General features: G+C 68.0%; 13 protein-coding genes. 2 read left to right on the top strand and 11 right to left on the bottom strand.

The annotated features are described in order from the left end of the window. Positions 1–55: 55 nt before the first annotated feature. From AC1PPK_RS21860 to AC1PPK_RS21850, 3 genes are all read right to left on the bottom strand, one after another. A complete protein-coding gene (locus tag AC1PPK_RS21860; protein ID WP_481115103.1) occupies positions 56–532 on the bottom strand; it encodes a rhodanese-like domain-containing protein in 477 nt (158 codons plus the stop codon). Positions 533–907: 375 nt separating this feature from the next. Further along, the gene (locus AC1PPK_RS21855; RefSeq protein ID WP_481115102.1) at positions 908–1159 is read right to left on the bottom strand and encodes a hypothetical protein; all 252 of its coding nucleotides are present in this window, start codon (positions 1157–1159) and stop codon (positions 908–910) included. A gap of 38 nt (positions 1160–1197) precedes the next feature. Beyond that, positions 1198–1623 (bottom strand): DUF6152 family protein, encoded by a 426-nt coding sequence (locus tag AC1PPK_RS21850; RefSeq protein WP_481115101.1) that lies wholly within the window; start codon positions 1621–1623, stop codon positions 1198–1200. Positions 1624–2012: 389 nt separating this feature from the next. On the opposite strand from AC1PPK_RS21850, the gene AC1PPK_RS21845 reads away from it, so the two are divergent. Further along, the gene (locus AC1PPK_RS21845) at positions 2013–2498 is read left to right on the top strand and encodes a nuclear transport factor 2 family protein (protein ID WP_481115100.1); all 486 of its coding nucleotides are present in this window, start codon (positions 2013–2015) and stop codon (positions 2496–2498) included. Further along, entirely contained in the window at positions 2479–3045 is a 567-nt protein-coding gene (locus AC1PPK_RS21840) for an N-acetyltransferase family protein (protein WP_481115099.1), read from the top strand. Before AC1PPK_RS21845 ends, AC1PPK_RS21840 begins: the two co-directional genes overlap by 20 nt. Positions 3046–3398: 353 nt before the next feature. Here the strand turns inward: AC1PPK_RS21840 and AC1PPK_RS21835 are convergent, their stop codons facing one another. The 8 genes from AC1PPK_RS21835 to AC1PPK_RS21800 all read right to left on the bottom strand — a co-directional run bounded on the left by AC1PPK_RS21835 (position 3399) and on the right by AC1PPK_RS21800 (position 16797). After that, entirely contained in the window at positions 3399–4055 is a 657-nt protein-coding gene (locus AC1PPK_RS21835) for a hypothetical protein (RefSeq protein WP_481115098.1), read from the bottom strand. A gap of 253 nt (positions 4056–4308) precedes the next feature. After that, the gene (yidD, locus tag AC1PPK_RS21830; RefSeq protein WP_481115097.1) at positions 4309–4734 is read right to left on the bottom strand and encodes a membrane protein insertion efficiency factor YidD; all 426 of its coding nucleotides are present in this window, start codon (positions 4732–4734) and stop codon (positions 4309–4311) included. 236 nt (positions 4735–4970) lie between these two features. Continuing rightward, positions 4971–7079, bottom strand: coding sequence for a carboxy terminal-processing peptidase (locus tag AC1PPK_RS21825; protein ID WP_481115096.1), 2109 nt, complete (start codon positions 7077–7079; stop codon positions 4971–4973). A 7-nt stretch (positions 7080–7086) separates the two neighbouring features. Further along, the gene (locus AC1PPK_RS21820) at positions 7087–7803 is read right to left on the bottom strand and encodes a cytochrome b/b6 domain-containing protein (RefSeq protein WP_481115095.1); all 717 of its coding nucleotides are present in this window, start codon (positions 7801–7803) and stop codon (positions 7087–7089) included. Between the two features lie 77 nt (positions 7804–7880). Next, positions 7881–9275: an efflux transporter outer membrane subunit gene (locus AC1PPK_RS21815; protein WP_481115094.1), complete on the bottom strand. Its 1395-nt coding sequence runs from the start codon at positions 9273–9275 to the stop codon at positions 7881–7883. Positions 9276–9314: 39 nt separating this feature from the next. Next, positions 9315–12419 (bottom strand): multidrug efflux RND transporter permease subunit, encoded by a 3105-nt coding sequence (locus AC1PPK_RS21810; protein ID WP_481115093.1) that lies wholly within the window; start codon positions 12417–12419, stop codon positions 9315–9317. Continuing rightward, the gene (locus tag AC1PPK_RS21805; protein WP_481115092.1) at positions 12416–15505 is read right to left on the bottom strand and encodes an MdtB/MuxB family multidrug efflux RND transporter permease subunit; all 3090 of its coding nucleotides are present in this window, start codon (positions 15503–15505) and stop codon (positions 12416–12418) included. The genes AC1PPK_RS21810 and AC1PPK_RS21805 overlap by 4 nt, the downstream gene beginning before the upstream one ends. Beyond that, positions 15502–16797 (bottom strand): MdtA/MuxA family multidrug efflux RND transporter periplasmic adaptor subunit, encoded by a 1296-nt coding sequence (locus AC1PPK_RS21800; protein ID WP_481115091.1) that lies wholly within the window; start codon positions 16795–16797, stop codon positions 15502–15504. Before AC1PPK_RS21800 ends, AC1PPK_RS21805 begins: the two co-directional genes overlap by 4 nt. Between the last annotated feature and the right edge of the window lie 40 nt (positions 16798–16837).

Raw genomic sequence — 16837 nt, 5'->3', positions numbered from 1 at the left:
CGCCAGAACGTCCGCAATGGACGGCGGCAAGCGGGGCAGGCTTCATCGGCTGGTCTTACTTGGCCGCGGTGGTGGCGGGGCGGGGCGCCGGCGGGGTGATGTGGGCCACCTTGCCGCCCTGGTCTTCATAGTCCAGCGTGCCGGCCGCGCCGGCGATCTTGAAACCGCGGGCGGTCAGCTTGTCGCCCACGTCGCCGGCCCGGTGGGCGCGGTTGGAGACGGTGATGATGCTGCGGTCCTTGGGGATGTAGTCGGCGTACTTCTCGACGTCGGCGGTCTGGATGTTGAGGAAGACCGGGAAGCTGCCCTTGGAGATCAGTTCGTCCGGGCGGCGCACGTCGAGGACCAGCACTTGGCCGGGCTTGGCCAGCAGTGCGTCGATCTCGGCGCGGTTGAGCTGCTTGGTCTTGTAGGTCCAGGGCGGGGCCACATAGGGCTGCTGGGCGCCCGCGGTAGGGGCGGCCTGCTGGGCGATGGCGAGGGGGGAGCCGGCGGCGATCAGCGCGGCGAGCAGGAGCTTGGCTTTCATCATGGTCCTTGGTGTTGGCTGTATGGGTCGAATCCGCACGGGGCGGTGTCCTGCCCTGGTTCTGCAACAATCGCGCCGGCTCGCGATGGGCATGCGACGGGTGTCGGGCGCTTGTGGCCGATGCAGCCAAGCCCCTGAAAGTTGGTGCTTTTGTGTTCCGCCAGCGGCCGGTGGGACATTTGCGGCGGGGGTCGGAGTGTGGCCCGGCTGCTGGCGGCGCACCAGCTGGGCGGTCAGCGCTGTTGCTGCGCGGGCAGCAGCGCCGTGGCCAGCGTGGCGCACGAGAGGGCGAGCCAGGAAGTCCCTCGGGTGGTGGTTGTGGTCATCTGCTCGGAGACGGTGCGTTGGGGAGCGGGGGGCGGCGAGGGGCGGTCGCCTTCAGCGTTTGTGGCGGCCTGTCCGGCGTCGGCGCAGCAGCACGCCGAGGCTCAGGAAGACGCCGGCCAGCACGATCAGCGCTGGCCGCAGCAGGCTGCCGGTGTCCGGGTCCAGGCCGCGCGTCCAGTCGAGCAGGAACGCGCCAACCGTCGACGCGACGGACAGGGTGCCAGCCCCGAGCAGGGTGGCGAGGGCCAGCGCAATCAGGTTCCGGCTGCCGATGCGGGGGAAGGCGCCACGGGGCAAAGGCATGAGTGATCGGGGTGGTGACGGGCCCTGGTAGGTGGCCCTCAGCGGGGAGCGGTGGGGACGTCCTGGGCGCCGCCGGTCTGGAGGCTGTGGCCGTCGGCCAGCGCGACGGACACCGAGTAGCCGAAGGGCCCGCCGTTCTTGGCCTTGTAGCCTTTGACGCGGACTTCGGTGCCGGGGGGCAACTCGGCCTTGGTGAGCCCCTTCTGGGCCAATGTGAAGGGCGCACCGAACTCGACACCCCAGTCGGTCACGGTGCTATCGGGGTTCTTGACGTCGAAGTACAGCCAGCTGTGCGGATTGACCCACTTGGTCTTGGTGACGATGCCCTTCAGTTCGAGCGCCTGGTCGGCATCGAATTCGGCGGCGAAGGCGTGGTGAGCGTGGGCCGGCAGGCTGCCGCCGGCAAGCCGGGCGACGAGGGCCGGAGCCGGCAACCGGCGGGCGCGGTGGGGGAAATGGGACACGGATGTTCTCTTGTTCGCTGTTGTGCACATCCAGCAATTCCGGGGCCACCGCGGGTGCTGTTGCCGACGTGTGGCGGCCGGGCGGCGATAAATGCCTTGTGAAACAAAAGCGCGCCGCCTATCCCCGGCGGTGCTGTGAAAACCCGGCGGGAAGGCGGCGCGGCCCTTGTGGTGTCCGTCGGGTGCTGCTTGCGGAGCAGCCGGGCAACGGGGTTTCGTGGATTTCAACAGTTGCTGGCAAGGCATTGCTGCAGATGCAGCCCGACAGGGCCGGAGAAGGCAGGCGCGGAAGTTGCTGCGTTTTCCTGGTGCCGCACATGGCCGCCGCCGCATCCTGATGCAATTAGGGTGGTGAGGCAGCTGGTGTTATTCCGTAAAATGACGATTAAATGAAAAACAATCTTATTGCCCTGGCCCTGATGGGCCTGCTCAGCGTAGGCCAGGCGGCCGCGTCGGAGCCAGTCACCGGCAACCCCGACCATGACGCGCTGCTGGCCAGCGCCGACCCGCGCAAGGCCGCCAACAAGCGGCTGGTCTACGATTTCTGGCGCGAGGTGTTCGAGGGCGGACACTTGGAGCTGGCCGACAAGTATCTGGCCGAGTCCTACATCCAACATAATCCGCGGGTGCCGACCGGGCGGGCCGGCTTTGTCGAGTTCTTCGGCAAGGTCGCCAAGCCGAAGCCGATCGAAGCCCGTGTGCGCACGCCCATCGTCAGCATCGTCGCCGAGGGGGAACTGGTTCTGCTGAGCTTCGTGCGTGAATACCCGGACCCCCGCGAGGCGGGCAAAACCTACACGTCCACCTGGTTCGACCTGTTCCGGGTCAGGGATGGGCGCATCTTGGAGCACTGGGATGCAGCCACACGCCAGTAACTTCATGACCGCCGGTGTGCATGTGCGCCAGGGACGGGCCTCGGACATGGACGCCGTGGCCCGCCTGCTGGTGCGTACCTGGCGCACCAACTACCGCGGCCTGGTGTCCGACGGCTTCCTCGACCGCCTCAGTTCCGACGAGCAGGCGGCGCGCCAGCTGCGCCTGATGAGCCGGCCCGGCGCCTGCCAGCGAGTCGCCGTCGAAGGCAGCACGGTGCTGGGCTTTGCCTGCGGTGGCCCGGCCCGCGATCCGGCCGACTGCTGGCGCCACGAGCTGTACGCCCTCTATGTAGCGCCACGCCTGCAGGGGCGGGGCATCGGCCGGCGCCTGCTCGAAGCCCTGTGGCGCGACCTCGGCGTGCAGGCGATGGAGGAACTGGGCGTGTGGGTCTTGGCTGGTAACGACGACGCCCGCGCCTTCTACGAACGCGTCGGCGGCCGGCCACGCTCCGCCGGTTGGCTCGACCTGGGCAACCGGCGCTACCCGCAGGTTTCCTACGTGCTCGATCCGCCGGGTGTTGGCGGTGGTACGCGCATCGCCAGCTGAGCGGGTGACCGTGGTTGGGAACGCCTTGCCATCTTGTGGCGCTGACACCAGCGCGGTGAGGGGCCTGGCCCCGTGCATTCTGTTAGCAGCGTTCCTGCACGGCCTTGCTGTCCTGGGGCTGAGCTTGCCCAACGCCGTCGGGACGCGGGAGCCGCCGCCGCCGTTGCGACTGAGCTGGCGGGGCGCCAGGACGGAGTGATCGGCAGTTCCACGGCTTCCGCCGGACGCGGCGCGCTAGCGGCGCCAGAGCGGGCCGCACTGCCGGAACTCGAGCGCACCTTGCGCAAGCGCTCCGCCGGTGAAGAGCGGCTCGGCCGCGGCATCCTGCGGATCACCACCGAATCTGGCCGCGTCTATTGTCTCAAGCCTCCAGCCGATTTCGTCCGCGACGGCCCGGTCGAGGCGCTGGCGGTGCCGACGAATTGCCCGTGACGGGGGCAGACCGCTGCAGGGGGGGACGAAGCCCGAACGCTGCGTCGGAAACCCCGATGGGTGCTCAAGAGCGAGTTGGCCTGGCGGATGCGTCGCCAGTGCAGGATCCACAGGGGGAGTGCAATGAGGCCTGCGATCAGGCCGACGTTGTTGGGCAGCAGGGATACGAGCTGTGCGGAACACCAGCCGATGCCGCTCCACATGCCGAAGTTCCGGAATTGGCCGAAGACCGCATTCTGGCTCGATTCGCGTTGCAGGGAGCGGGTTACGTTGAGGACGATGAAGAAATCCTCGATGAAGCTGTAGGGAACGAGGAACATCAGCCACACGCTGCGTGGCGAGGCTGCGCGGGCGCGTGGATGGATCAGAGACAGGGTGGTGTGGAGATCCTGGCAGTACAGGAAAACCAGCGACAGGAACAGCAGGCCGATGGCGACGCTGCCCGGAATGCCGAAGGTCGCGAGTTCCCGCAAGACGCCGCCACTGGTGGTCGGCGAGATGAAGGGCAAGCCCAAACCCAGGGCGACCGGAACGGTCAGGCAGAGTTTGAGGGCGAGCAGTGCGGAGACGCGATTCATGTTCCGGAGTGGCTCCAGTCGATGGCCCGGTCGAGCGGGGCGAATGCTGTCAATCCACCGGGCTCGATGGGGCCAGGGCAGGCTCCAAGTCGGCAGTTCAGCTAAGTGCGGCCGTCTCGCGATATATGCCAGATGAATTTTTTAAATTGATGTTGATGATAATGTAATAAATTGATTCTTTGGCTGAGTGATTTGCCCATTTTGGGATGAGCGCGTCGGGAAGGTGCAGAAGCGCTCCGGCCAGCGCCTTTGTTTAGTGACGCAGTGTGCGCGATGGCGGGATGTACACGTATTGCTCTTTGTCACGCGCCTTGCGCCGGCGAGTGGGCCAGTCGCAACTGGCGAAGTCGCAGCAGGAGATGCCATCGCAATGGGATGTGCATGAGTCCAGGGTGGGGAGTTCGCAGGGCAGGTCGCAGCCGGGATCGCAGAAGCCTCGCTGGGAATGGAAGGCCGATGCATGAAAGGGAGGTTGCCGCCGGTGCACCACGCCGCATAGATGGGTGCGTTGCCGCAGGATGGCCAGGCCGGCACGAATCCCATGGCGCCGGATCGCGCGAAACCCCAGTTCCGAGCAGCTCCGGCGTCCAGTAAGCACCCGGTATGCACAGCTGAAGCCTTTGTACGGAGACAGGTAACGCTGGTAGGTACGTATGGCAGCGAGGAAAAGTCGGCGCATCGTTTGTGTTGCCGTCATGCACGGGCGGTAGGGCGCTCACCGTGTTGTACATGAAGGGGATGTGACAGGGCGTCACATTATACGATTACCCTGATTGAATAAGTCGGCGTTCGGCCATGGCGCTGCTGTGTGGCATGGGCCGTTCTCGGATCTGCTACCGGTAGAGGAGCGCGCGGGAGTGGCAGCTCTCCGCGCGATCGTCGCCGGGAGAGCTGTTCCTGTCGTGGCGCGAGGTGTCAGCGTCGCGCGGGGGCTTCGCTGCCTTGGGCCACACGGCGGCGAGGGGCCAGGAGCTCGATCTCGTCGCCGACGATGCGGGTGGCCTCCTGCAGCAGCACATCCTTGCGGCCCTTGAGGGCTTTTTCGGAGTCGAGTTCGGCGCGCAGGCTGCGCTCGTCTCCCTGCAGGCCGTCGTCGCCCAGGTGGGCGGCGGCTTCGGCGCCGGCGCGCTGGCGCAGGCGGGCCTCGCTGGTTTCCTTCTCGCGCTTGCGTTCTGCTTCCTGCAGGGATAGTTCCTGCTTGTCGCGCAGCTTGACGGCTTCGGCCACGTCCTCGGCCAGCTCGCGAAGATCCTTGTCCTTGCTGGCGCGGGCGTCGTGGCGCTGTTGCAGTTCGGGCAGGATGGCCTGCAGATTGGAGGCCGGCTTGTAGCTGGCGGGCGGGATCTGGATTGCAGGCAGCGCGTTGTCGAAGCCGGTCTCGCCGAACTCCTTGGCCTCGAAGGCCGATGGGAAGCGAATGTCGGGTGTCACGCCGTTAAGCTGGGTGGTGCCCCCGTTGATGCGGAAGAACTGGGCGATGGTCATCTTCAGCTCGCCCAGCTGGGGCTGCTTGCTCTTGGCGACTTCGTCCAGGTCGATGAGGGTCTGCACGGTGCCCTTGCCAAAACTCGGTTCGCCGATCAGGAGTGCCCGGCCGTAGTCCTGCAGCGCTGCGGCGAGGATCTCCGAGGCCGACGCGGAGCCGCGGTTGATCATCACCGCCAGCGGGCCATCCCAGGCGGCGCCGGCGCGCTCGTCGCTTTCCACCTCGATCTGGCCTTCCGAATTGCGCTGCTGCACGACCGGGCCGGTGTCGATGAACAGGCCGGTCAGCTCGACGGCTTCGCGCAGGGAGCCGCCGCCGTTGTCGCGCAGGTCGAGGATCAGGCCGTCCACGTGCTCTTTTTTGAGTTCGCCGATCAGGCGGGCCACGTCGCGGCTGGCGCTGCGATAGTCCTTGTCGCCGCGGCGGCGGCCTTCGAAGTCCTCGTAGAAGGCCGGCAGCGTGATGACACCGACGCGCAGGCTTCTGCCGTTCAGGTCCACGCGGGAGATGGATTTCTTGGCGGCCTGCTCTTCGAGCTTGATCTTGTCCCGGACCAGCACGATGGTCTTGTGGCGGCCGTCCGGGCCGCTGTTGGCGGGCAGGATGTCGAGGACCACGTGGGTGTCCTTGGTGCCGCGGATCAGCTTGACGGCTTCGTCCACGCGGGCGCCGACCAGGTCGGCCATCGGCGCGCCTTCGCCCTGGGCCACGCCGACGATGCGGTCGCCGACCGTCAGCTTGCCCGAGCGGGCGGCCGGGCCGCCGGGGGTGAGTTCGCGGATCGTGATGTAGTCGTCGCGCTCCTGCAGCACAGCACCGATGCCCACCAGCGACAGGCGCATGGCGATGTCGAAGGAGTCCGCCGAGCCACGGCCGAGGTAGCTGGTATGCGGCTCGATGGCACCCGCGTAGGCGTTCATGAAGATCTGGAAGACGTCGTCGCTCTTGTTCTTGCTGCTGCGGGCGATGAAGCCGTCGTAGCGTTTCTCGAGGGTCTCGCGGATGGCCTTGTCTTCCTTGCCGGCCAGGCGCAGGCGCAGCCAGTCGTTCTTGACGCGCTTGCGCCACAGGTCCTGGGCCTCGGCGTCGTCCTTCGGCCAGGGCGCCTTGCTGCGGTCGAAGGGGTAGCTCTCGGCCACGTTGAAGTCGAAGCCGCCGGCGAGCTGTGCGCGGGCGTAGGCGAGGCGCTCTGCAGAGCGTTCCTGGTAGCGGCGGAAGATCGTGAACGGGCCTTCCAGATCGCCCTGCAGGATCGCGTCGTCGAGCTGGGTACGCAGATCGGAGAAGCCGTCGATGTCGGCCTGGGTGAAGAACACGCGCTCCGGGTCGAGGGACTTCAGATAGGCGTCGAAGATTTTCTCCGACAGCGCATCGTCGAGGGGCTTGGCTGCGTAGTGGTAGCGGCTCAGGAACATCGAGCTGATGTAGGCCGCCTGCGCCTGCTCGGAGGTTGGTGCGAGGCTCGGCTGAGGGGCGTCGGCGAGTGCCGTTCCGCAGAAGGCCAGGGCCAGCAGGGTTCCGATCAGGCGCATTTTCATGGGGCGATTACCAGGCGGGAGTGGTTGATGTGGCAGCAGGTTGGGCCGGGGCCGGTTCGGGAGTCGGCAGAAGGCCGCCGGCTACCGCGTAGGTGGCGCCACCGGCGATCAGCAGCGACAGGATGAAGGCTACCAGACCGCCGCCGCGCTTGGCGTGAGTGCTGGGGACCGGGGTGTGCGCATCGACCTCCTGCCAGCCGGTGATCATCGGCTTGACGAGGTTTTCGCCCTTGACCCGCAGGTAGAAGGCGATGGCACCCACGTGCAGCACGATCAGCGCCAGGAGGCCGTTCTGCAGCCAGGCGTGCCAGGAATGGAAGCTGTCGGAGGCGTCCTTGCCGACCAGGTCGGCCAAGGGGCCCTGGAAGGCGATGTCGTCGTTGGTGAACAGTCCGGTGGCTGCCTGGGCGCCGACCAGGGCCAGCAGGCCGAGCACCGACAGGGCGCCGATCGGGTTGTGGCCGATGCCGTGCCAATCGCCACGCAGATAGGCGCGGATCGCGCCGGGGCCGCGTACGAAGCTGGCGAAGCGTGCCGTGGCGGAGCCGACGAAGCCCCACACGATGCGGAAGATCACCAGGCCGACGATCAGGTAGCCGGCACGGCCGTGCCATTCGATGAGGTTGCCGCCGATCTTGCCGGACACGTAGGCGAAGGCGACGCTGGCCACCAGCGACCAGTGGAAGAGACGGATGGGAAGGTCCCAGATGCGTTGTCGGTTCATGTTTGCTCCTGGATGTGGGGGAAGGAATCCGGTTTTTCAAGTCGGGCCGTGGCCCGGGGTACAGGGGTGGGGGCGGATCATAGTTGCCCTCCGCCGACGGCCTTGAAGAGGGCCACGCTACCGGTCAGGCGGCGGACCTGCGTGGACAGCAGCGACTGTTCCGCGTTGAGGGCGACGGTCTGGGCGCTGGTGACGTTGAGGTAGCTGACGGTGCCGGCCAGGTACTGGTTGGTGACCAGTTCGAGGGCTTCGCGGGCGGCGGCGAGGGCCTCGGCCTGGGCGGCGGCCTCGACCTGGAGGGTCTGCAGCGCGGCCAGGTTGTCCTCGACCTCCTGGAAGGCGGTCTGCACGGTCAGGCGGTAATTGGCGACGGTCTCATCCCACGCAGCGACGGCCTGGGCCTTCCTGGCGTCGCGGGCGCCGGCGTCGAACAGGGTCAGGGCCAGGTTGGGGCCGAGGGACCAGAAATGGTTGGGCAGCGAGAACACCCGTTCCAGTGCGCTGCTCTGGGTGCCGCCGCTGGCACCGAGAGTCAGGGTCGGGAAGAAGGCTGCCTGGGCGACGCCGATCTGCGCATTGGCGGCGGCGACGCGGCGTTCAGCGGCAGCGATGTCCGGGCGCCGTTCGAGCAACGTGGACGGCAGCACGCCCGGTACGGCGGGCAGCGTCGGCGTGGTGCTGGCCGGAGCCAGGACCAGCTCGCCGGGTGCCCGGCCGGCCAGGACGGAGATGGCATGTTCGAGCTGCCGGCGCTGCACATTCAGGTCGATCAGCTGGGCTTCGGCGGTCTTCAGCTGGGCTTGGGCCTGGGTCACGTCGGCGCGGGCGGCGACGCCGGCGTCGAAGCGGTTGCGGGTGATCTCGGCGGAGCGCTTGTAGGCCTCGACGGTGCGCACCAGCAGCGCGTGCTGGGCGTCGTTGATGCGCAGTTGCAGGTAGGCCTGCACGACGGCGGCCTGGGCGCTGAGCTGCGCACCGGTCAGGTCGGCGGCGGCGGCGGCGGCGGTGGCGGCGCCGGCCTCGTTGATCCGCGCGATGCGGCCCCACAGGTCGGCCTCCCAATTGGCCGTGAGGGACAACCGGCTGGTGTTGCGGGCCGGCGTGCTGACGGCGCCGGTGCTGGCCGCGCTGGCGCCCTGGCTGCGGGTCACGCCGAGGCCGCTGTTGAGGGTCGGAAAGTACTGGGCCTGGGCCGCACCCAGTAGGGCGGTGGCCTGGCGATAGCGCGCCTCGGCGATGCGGATGTTCTGGTTGGCGCGGCCGGCTTCGTCCACCAGCGTGTCCAGCTGGGCGTCGCCGAAGCGCTTCCACCATTCGCCGGCCTGCTGGCCGGCGTCGGGTTCGGCCAGCTTCCAGCCGGCGGCCTCCCGGAACTGGGCCGGCACGGCGGCCTCCGGGCGGTGGTGGTCGGGGCCGACGGCGCAGCCGGCGAGGGCGAGCAGGTTGAGGGGGACGAGGAGGCTGTGCTTCATGGAGAAAGGCATGGCTGGAATGGGAGGCAGAGGGGACGCTCAGGGCCGGGCGGTGGCCAGGCGGGCCGAGCGCCAGCGGCCGGCGGCGCGGCGCAGGCGGTCGAGCTGCAGGAACACGACGGGAGTGGTGTACAGGGTCAGCAACTGGCTGAGGATCAGCCCGCCGACGATGGTGATGCCCAGCGGCTGGCGCATCTCGGCGCCGTCGCCGTCGCCGACGCCGAAGGCCAGCGGCAGCGCGCCGAACAGGGCGGCCAGGGTGGTCATCATGATCGGCCGGAAGCGCAGCTGGCAGGCTTCGAAGATCGCCTCCCGCGGCGACAGGCCGCGGCTGCGTTCGGCGTCGATGGCGAAGTCCACCATCATGATGGCGTTCTTCTTGACGATGCCGATCAGCAGGATCACACCGATCAGCGCGATGATGCCGAACTCGGTCTTGAACGCCAGCAGCGCCAGGATCGCCCCGACGCCGGCCGACGGTAGCGTGGACAGGATGGTGAGTGGATGGATCAGGCTCTCGTAGAGGATGCCGAGGATCAGGTACACCGCCACGATGGCCGCCAGGATCAGCAGCGGCTGGCTCTGCAGCGAGGCCTGGAAGGCCTTGGCATTGCCCTGGAAGCTGCCGTGCACCGAGGTCGGCACACCGATGCGGGCCATCTCCTGGCGCACCGCATCGGTGGCTTCGGATAGCGAGGTGCCGAGGGGCAGGTTGAAGGAGATCGTCGTCGCCACGCTGGCGCCCTGGTGGTTGACCGCCAGCGGGGTGGGGCCGGCTTCCCAACGGGCGAAGGCGGCCAGTGGCACGCGGTCGCCGTTCGGATTGACGAAGAACAGGTCGTTGAGCACCGCCGGCCCCTGCAGGTAGGCCGGTGGCGCTTCCAGCACCACCCGGTACTGGTTGAGCGGGCCGTAGATGGTGGACACCAGGCGCTGGCCGAACAGGTCGTTGAGGGTCGCATTGACGAGGCGCTGGTTGAGGCCGAGGCGGGCCAGGGCGTCGCGGTCGATGCTCAGGAAGGTCTGTTCGCCCTTGTCCTGGCGGTCGGAGTTGACGTCTTCCAGCTGAGGCAGCTTGCGCATCGCGTCGCGGATGCGTGGTTCCCAGGTCTTCAGCTCCTGCAGGGAGTCGGCCTGCAGCGTGAATTCGTACTGGGCGTTGGACATCCGCCCACCCATTCGGATGTCCTGCGCGGCGACGAGGAACAGGCTGGCGCCGGGTACGTGGGCGAGCTTGCCGCGCAGGCGGGCGATCACCTCGTCGGCGCTGTCCTTGCGTTCGGCCAGCGGTTTGAGGGTGACGAACATCATGCCGCCGCCACCGCGCGGGCCGCCGCTGCCGCCGGCGTAGCCGATCACGTTGGCGACGGCCGGATCGCGCCCGACGATGTCGGCAAAGTGCTCCAGCTTGCCGTGCATGGACTGGAAGGAGGTGCGCTGATCGGCGTCGATGAAGCCCATGATGCGGCCGGTGTCCTGCTGCGGGAAGAAGCCTTTCGGCACCACGCCGTACAGATACACGTTGAAGACCACGGTGCCGACGAGCACGCCGAGGGTGAGCCACGGGTGGTCGAGGACCACCCGCAGGCTGCGCCCGTAGCCGCGGATCACGCCGTCCATCAGGCGCGTGCCGAAGCCGGGGCGCGCGTCGGGAGCGGGCTTGGGATGGGCACGTAGCAGGCGTGCGCACATCATCGGCGTGAGGGTCAGGGACACCACCAGCGATACCAGGATGGCCGCCGACAAGGTGACCGCGAACTCCCGGAAGAAGCGCCCGACGATGCCGCCCATCAGCAGGATCGGCAGGAACACGGCGATCAGCGACAGGCTCATGGACAGCACCGTGAAGCCCACCTCGCGGGCGCCCTTGAGGGCCGCGTCGAAGGGCTGCATGCCGGCCTCGATGTGGCGGCTGACGTTCTCCAGCACCACCACTGCGTCATCGACGACAAAGCCGGTGACGATCACCAGCGCCATCAGTGAGATGTTGTTGAGGGAGAAGCCGGCCAGGTACATCACCGCGAAGGTTCCGAGCAGGGACACCGGCACCGCGACGCTGGGGATGATGGCCGCGCGCACGTTACGCAGGAACAGGAAGACCACCATGATCACCAGCGCCACCGACAGCAGCAGGGTGTGCTGCACCTCGCGCAGGGAGGCGCGGATGGTGACGGTGCGGTCGGCCACCACGTCGAGCTTCACGCCGGGGGGCAGCTCCTCGCGCAGCATCGGCAGCACGTCCATCGCCCGCTCGACGGTCTCGATCACGTTGGCGTCCGGCTGGCGGTTGATGAGCAGGATCACCGCCGGCTTGCCGTCGGCGATGCCGGCGTTGCGGGTGTCCTGCTCGGAGTCCGTCACGCGGGCTACGTCCTGCAGGCGCACCGCCGCGCCGTTCTTCCACGACACGATGGTCGGTACGTAGTCGGCGGCCTTCACGGCCTGGTCGCTGGCACCCAGCTGCCAGTGGCGCTGGTTGCTTTCGAGGCTGCCCTTGGGGCGATTGACGTTGGCGTTGTCGATGGCCTGGCGCACGCTCTCCACGCCGATGCCGGCGGAGGCGAGGGTGGCCGGATCAACCTCCACGCGCACCGCCGGCAGGGAGCCGCCGCCCAGGTTGACCTGACCGACGCCCTTCACCTGGGCCAGCCGCTGGGCCAGCACGGTGGAGGCAAAGTCGTACATTGCGGCCCGCGATACGGTATCGGAAGTCATCGCCAGGATCAGCACCGGCGCGTCGGCCGGGTTGATCTTGCGGTAGCTGGGGTTGCCGGCCATGCCGCTGGGCAGTTGCGGGCGGGTCGCGTTGATGGCCGCCTGCACGCTCTTGGCGGCGCTCTCCACGTCCTGGTCCAGGTCCATCTGGACGGTGATGCGGGTGCTGCCGAGGGTGCTGCTGGAGGTCAGCTCGGTGACCCCGGCGATGGTGCCGAAGGCCCGCTCCAGCGGCGTCGCCACGGTGGCCGCCATGGTCTCCGGGCTGGCGCCGGGCAGGCTGGCGGACACCGAGATGGTCGGGTAATCCACCTGCGGCAGGGCGGCTACCGGCAGCAGCTTGTAGGCCACCAGCCCGACCAGCGCGATGGCCAGGCCGAGCAGGGAGGTGGCGACCGGGCGCCGGATGAAGATCGACGCGATGTTCATGCCGCACGGTCCGCCGCGGCCGGCTCACTGGCGCCCCGGACGCGCCGGGCCAGGCGGTCGAAGGCCAGGTAGATCACCGGCGTGGTGAAGATCGTCAGCACCTGGCTGACGAGCAAGCCGCCGACCATCGTGATGCCCAGCGGCTGGCGCAGTTCTGAACCGACGCCGTTGCCGAGCATCAGCGGCAGCGCGCCGAGCAGGGCGGCGAGGGTGGTCATCAGGATCGGCCGGAAGCGCAGCAGGCAGGCCTCGTAGATCGCCTCCCGCGGCGCCAGGCCGCGCTCCCGCTCGGCCTCCAGCGCGAAGTCGATCATCATGATGGCGTTTTTCTTGACGATGCCGATCAGCAGGATGATCCCGATGATGCCGATCATCCCCAGCTCGTGGCCGGACACCAGCAGGGCCAGCAGCGCGCCGACGCCGGCCGACGGCAGCGTGGACAGGATGGTGACCGGGTGGATGTAGCTCTCATAGAGCACGCCGAGCACGATGTACATGGTCACCACCGCAGCGAGGATCAGCAGCAGGGTGTTGTCCAACGAGGCCTGGAAGGCCAGCGCGGCGCCCTGGAAGCTGCTGCGGATGTTGCGCGGCAGGCCCAGTTCCGTCTCGGCGGCGTGGATCGCCTTGACCGCGTCGCCCAGCGCCACGCCCGGCGTCAGGTTGAAGGACAGGGTCACCGCCGGGAACTGGCCGACGTGATTCACTGCCAGCACTGTCTTGCGCTCGCTGATCCGCGCCACCGACGACAGCGGCACGGTGCGTCCGTTGGCGGCCGGCACGTAGATGTGCTCAAGCGCCGCCGGGCTGCGCTGGAAGTCCGGCGCTACCTCCAGCACCACCCGGTAAAGGGCGGACTGGGTGAAGATGTTGGACACCTGACGCTGGCCGAAGGCGCTGTACAGCGCATTGTCGATGGCCGCCGGGGTGATGCCGAGGCGGCCGGCGCTGTCCCGGTCGATGTCCACGAAGGCCTGGGTGCCCTGGTTCTGCAGGTCGCTGGCCACGTCGGCCAGTTCGGGCAGGCCACGCAGCGTGTCGAGCAGGCGTTCGGACCACTGGGCGAGCTGGACCTCGTTGGTGCTTTCCAGACTGAACTGGTACTGGGTGCGCGACAGACGGTCCTCGATGGAGAGGTCCTGCACAGGCTGCATAAAGAGTCTGGTATCGAGGCGGCGTACCTGCAGGCGTTCCTGCAGGCGGCGGATCACCTCGCCGACATCGGCGTTGCGCTCATCCTTGGGCTTCAGCTTGATCAGCATGCGCCCGCTGTTGAGGGTGGTGTTGGTGCCATCCACGCCGATGAAGGACGACAGGTTGTCCACTGCCGGGTCTTCCAGCACGATGTCCGCCAGCGCGTGCTGGCGCTCGGCCATCGCGGAGAAGGAGATGTCCTGCGGCGCGTCGGAGATGGCCTGGATCAGCCCGGTGTCCTGGGCCGGGAAGAAGCCCTTGGGGATGAAGATGTACAGCAGCACCGTCAGCGTGAGGGTGCCGAAGGCCACCAGCAGGGTCAGGCCCTGGCGGTCCAGCACCCAGCGCAGCATGCGCGCGTAGCGGTCCACGATGGCCTGGAAGAAGGCGCCGTTGTCGTCGTGGCGGTGGCCGACGGGCTTGAGCAGGCGCGCCGACATCATCGGTGTGAGGGTCAGCGATACCACCGCCGAGATCAGGATCGACACCGCCAGCGTGATCGCGAACTCGCGGAACAGGCGGCCGACCACGTCGGCCATGAAGATCAGCGGGATCAGCACGGCGATCAGCGAGACGGTCAGCGAGATGATCGTGAAGCCGATCTGCTTTGCCCCCTTCAGCGCCGCCTCCAGCGGCGTTTCGCCTTCCTCCACGTGGCGGCTGATGTTCTCGATCATCACGATGGCGTCGTCCACGACGAAGCCGGTGGCGATGGTCAGTGCCATCAGCGTCAGGTTGTTGATGCTGAAGCCGGCGACGTACATCACCGCGAAGGTGCCGACCAGCGACAGGGGCACGGCGACGGCCGGGATCACGGTGGCCGGCAGGCTGCGCAGGAACAGGTAGATCACGCCAACCACCAGTGCCACTGCGAGGGCCAGTTCGAACTGCACGTCGTGCACCGAGGCGCGGATCGACGTGGTGCGGTCGGTGAGCAGGCGCAGGTCCACCGACGTGGGCAGATCGGCCTCCAGTTGTGGCAGCAGCGCGCGCACGCGCTCGGCGGTCTCGATCACGTTGGCGCCGGGCTGGCGCTGGATGTTGATGATGACCGCCGGGCTGCGGTCGGCCCAGGCGGCGAGGCGGGTGTTCTCGGCGCCCTCGATGGCCTCAGCCACGTCGGACAGGCGGATCGGTGCGCCGTTCTTCCAGGCGATGGTCAGCTTGCGGTAGTCGTCGGCGGACTTGAGCTGGTCGTTGGAGTCCAGCGTGGTGGCGCGCACCGGGCCGTCGAAGCTGCCCTTGGCCATGTTCACGTTGGCGTTGGCGATGGCGCTGCGCACGTCTTCGAGGCTCAAGCCGGCCGAGGCCAGCGCCTGGGGATTGACCTGCACACGCACCGCCGGCCGCAGTCCGCCGCCGATGGTGACGAGGCCGATACCCGGCAGCTGGGAGATCTTCATCGCCACGCGGGTATCCACCAGGTCCGCCAGCTTGGCCAGCGGCAGGCTCGATGAGCTCACCGCGAGGGTCAGGATCGGTGCGTCGGCCGGATTGACCTTGCTGTACACCGGCGGCATCGGCAGGTCCTGCGGCAGGAAGTTGTCCGCGTTGGCGATGGACGCCTGCACCTGTTGCTCGGCGACGTCCATCGCCAGGGACAGGTCGAACTGCAGCGTGATGACCGAGATGCCCTCGCCGCTGGTGGACGACATGCGCTTTAGGCCCGGCATCTGGCCGAACTGACGCTCCAGCGGGGCGGTGATCGCCGAGGTGGTGACCTCCGGGCTGGCGCCTGGATAGCGGGTGACGATCTGGATCGTCGGGTATTCCACCTCGGGCAGCGCCGACACCGGCAGGATCTTGTAGGCGATCAGGCCGACCAGCAGGATCGCCACCATCAGCAGCGAGGTGGCGACCGGGCGGAGGATGAAGCTGCGGGACGGGTTCATGCCGGCTTCTTGCGTTCGCCGCGACGCTCGCCGTCGCCGCCGTGATCGTCACCGTTCCGGCCTTCGCCGCGATGGCGTCCGCCGCCCTGGCGGGCTTCGGCGGACGGCAGCTCCACCGGGGCGCCGTCGCGCAGGCGGTCCACCCCGTCCACGACGATCTTCTCGCCGGCCGTCAGGCCCGACTCGATGGCCACCGTGTCGGCGGTGGCCGGGCCGGTGACCACCGGGCGCATGCTGGCGGTCTTGTCCTGCTCGTTGATCACATAGACGAAGTTGCCCTGGTTGCCCTTCAGGATGGCCGCCGAGGGCACCAGCACGGCGTCGCGGCGGGTGTCCACGCGCAGGCGGGCGCTGACGAACTGGTTGGGGAAGAGGGCGCCGTCCTTGTTGTCGAACTGGGCTTTCAGCTTGACGGTGCCGGTGCTGGTGTCGATCAGGTTGTCAGTGCTGACCAGGCGGCCGCCGGCCAGCTTGCTGCGGCCGTCCCGGTCCCAGGCCTCTACCGCGAGGCTTCTGCCTTTCCTGAGCTGATCCTGCACGGCCGGCAGATTGGCGGCGGGGATGGAGAACAGCACGGTGATCGGCTGGGTCTGGGTCAGGATGACCACGCCGCCGCTGTCGGCCGCCCGCACCATGTTGCCGGCATCCACCTGGCGCAGGCCGAGGGTGCCGGCCACCGGTGCGGTGACTTTGGTGAAGCCGAGGTTGAGGCGGGCGGTGTCCACCAGCGCGCGGTCGGTCAACACGGTGCCTTCCAGCTGACGCACCTGGGCTTCCTGGGCATCGACCTGTTGGCGGGCAATAGAGTCCTTGGCGAGCAGGCCGCGGTAGCGCTCCAGATCGAGCCGGGCGTTGGCGAGCAGGGCTTCGTCGCGCTGCAACTGGCCGGTGGCCTGGTCGAGGGCGGCCTTGAAGGGGCGTGGGTCGATCTCCGCCAGCAGATCGCCGGCCTTGACCTGTTGGCCGTCGCCGAAGGCGATCTTCTGCAACTGGCCATCCACGCGGGGCTTGATCGTCACGGTGTTGAGGGCGGTGACGGTGCCGATGGCGTTCACATTGACATCGATGTCGCCGGTGCGGGATGCGGCGGTCTGCACCGGTACCGGACGGTTGCCGAAATCCCGGTTACGTCCGCCCTTGCCGCGCGGCCCTTCGCCACGGGGGCCATCGCTGCGCGAGCCGGCCTCGGCTTTCTTGGTTTCGGCGGCTTCACCGGAACGGTAATAGGTGGCCGTGCCCGCCGTGGCGGCGAGCAGGACGGCGATCGAGGTCCAGATGACTTTCTTTTTCATGGCGGGTATCGGATGTCGGTGCGTAATCGATCGCACCGGG

The sequence above is a fragment of the Zoogloea sp. JDB1 genome (assembly GCF_056724025.1).
This window is presented reverse-complemented; position numbering and strand designations above follow the sequence as displayed.

Coding starts and splice junctions, on each gene's coding strand:
- AC1PPK_RS21860 (WP_481115103.1), bottom strand. CDS start 532: ATGATGAAAGCCAAGCTCCTGCTCGCCGCGCTGATCGCCGCCGGCTCC.
- AC1PPK_RS21855 (WP_481115102.1), bottom strand. CDS start 1,159: ATGCCTTTGCCCCGTGGCGCCTTCCCCCGCATCGGCAGCCGGAACCTG.
- AC1PPK_RS21845 (WP_481115100.1), top strand. CDS start 2,013: ATGAAAAACAATCTTATTGCCCTGGCCCTGATGGGCCTGCTCAGCGTA.
- AC1PPK_RS21840 (WP_481115099.1), top strand. CDS start 2,479: ATGCAGCCACACGCCAGTAACTTCATGACCGCCGGTGTGCATGTGCGC.
- AC1PPK_RS21835 (WP_481115098.1), bottom strand. CDS start 4,055: ATGAATCGCGTCTCCGCACTGCTCGCCCTCAAACTCTGCCTGACCGTT.
- yidD (WP_481115097.1), bottom strand. CDS start 4,734: ATGCGCCGACTTTTCCTCGCTGCCATACGTACCTACCAGCGTTACCTG.
- AC1PPK_RS21825 (WP_481115096.1), bottom strand. CDS start 7,079: ATGAAAATGCGCCTGATCGGAACCCTGCTGGCCCTGGCCTTCTGCGGA.
- AC1PPK_RS21820 (WP_481115095.1), bottom strand. CDS start 7,803: ATGAACCGACAACGCATCTGGGACCTTCCCATCCGTCTCTTCCACTGG.
- AC1PPK_RS21815 (WP_481115094.1), bottom strand. CDS start 9,275: ATGAAGCACAGCCTCCTCGTCCCCCTCAACCTGCTCGCCCTCGCCGGC.
- AC1PPK_RS21810 (WP_481115093.1), bottom strand. CDS start 12,419: ATGAACATCGCGTCGATCTTCATCCGGCGCCCGGTCGCCACCTCCCTG.
- AC1PPK_RS21805 (WP_481115092.1), bottom strand. CDS start 15,505: ATGAACCCGTCCCGCAGCTTCATCCTCCGCCCGGTCGCCACCTCGCTG.
- AC1PPK_RS21800 (WP_481115091.1), bottom strand. CDS start 16,797: ATGAAAAAGAAAGTCATCTGGACCTCGATCGCCGTCCTGCTCGCCGCC.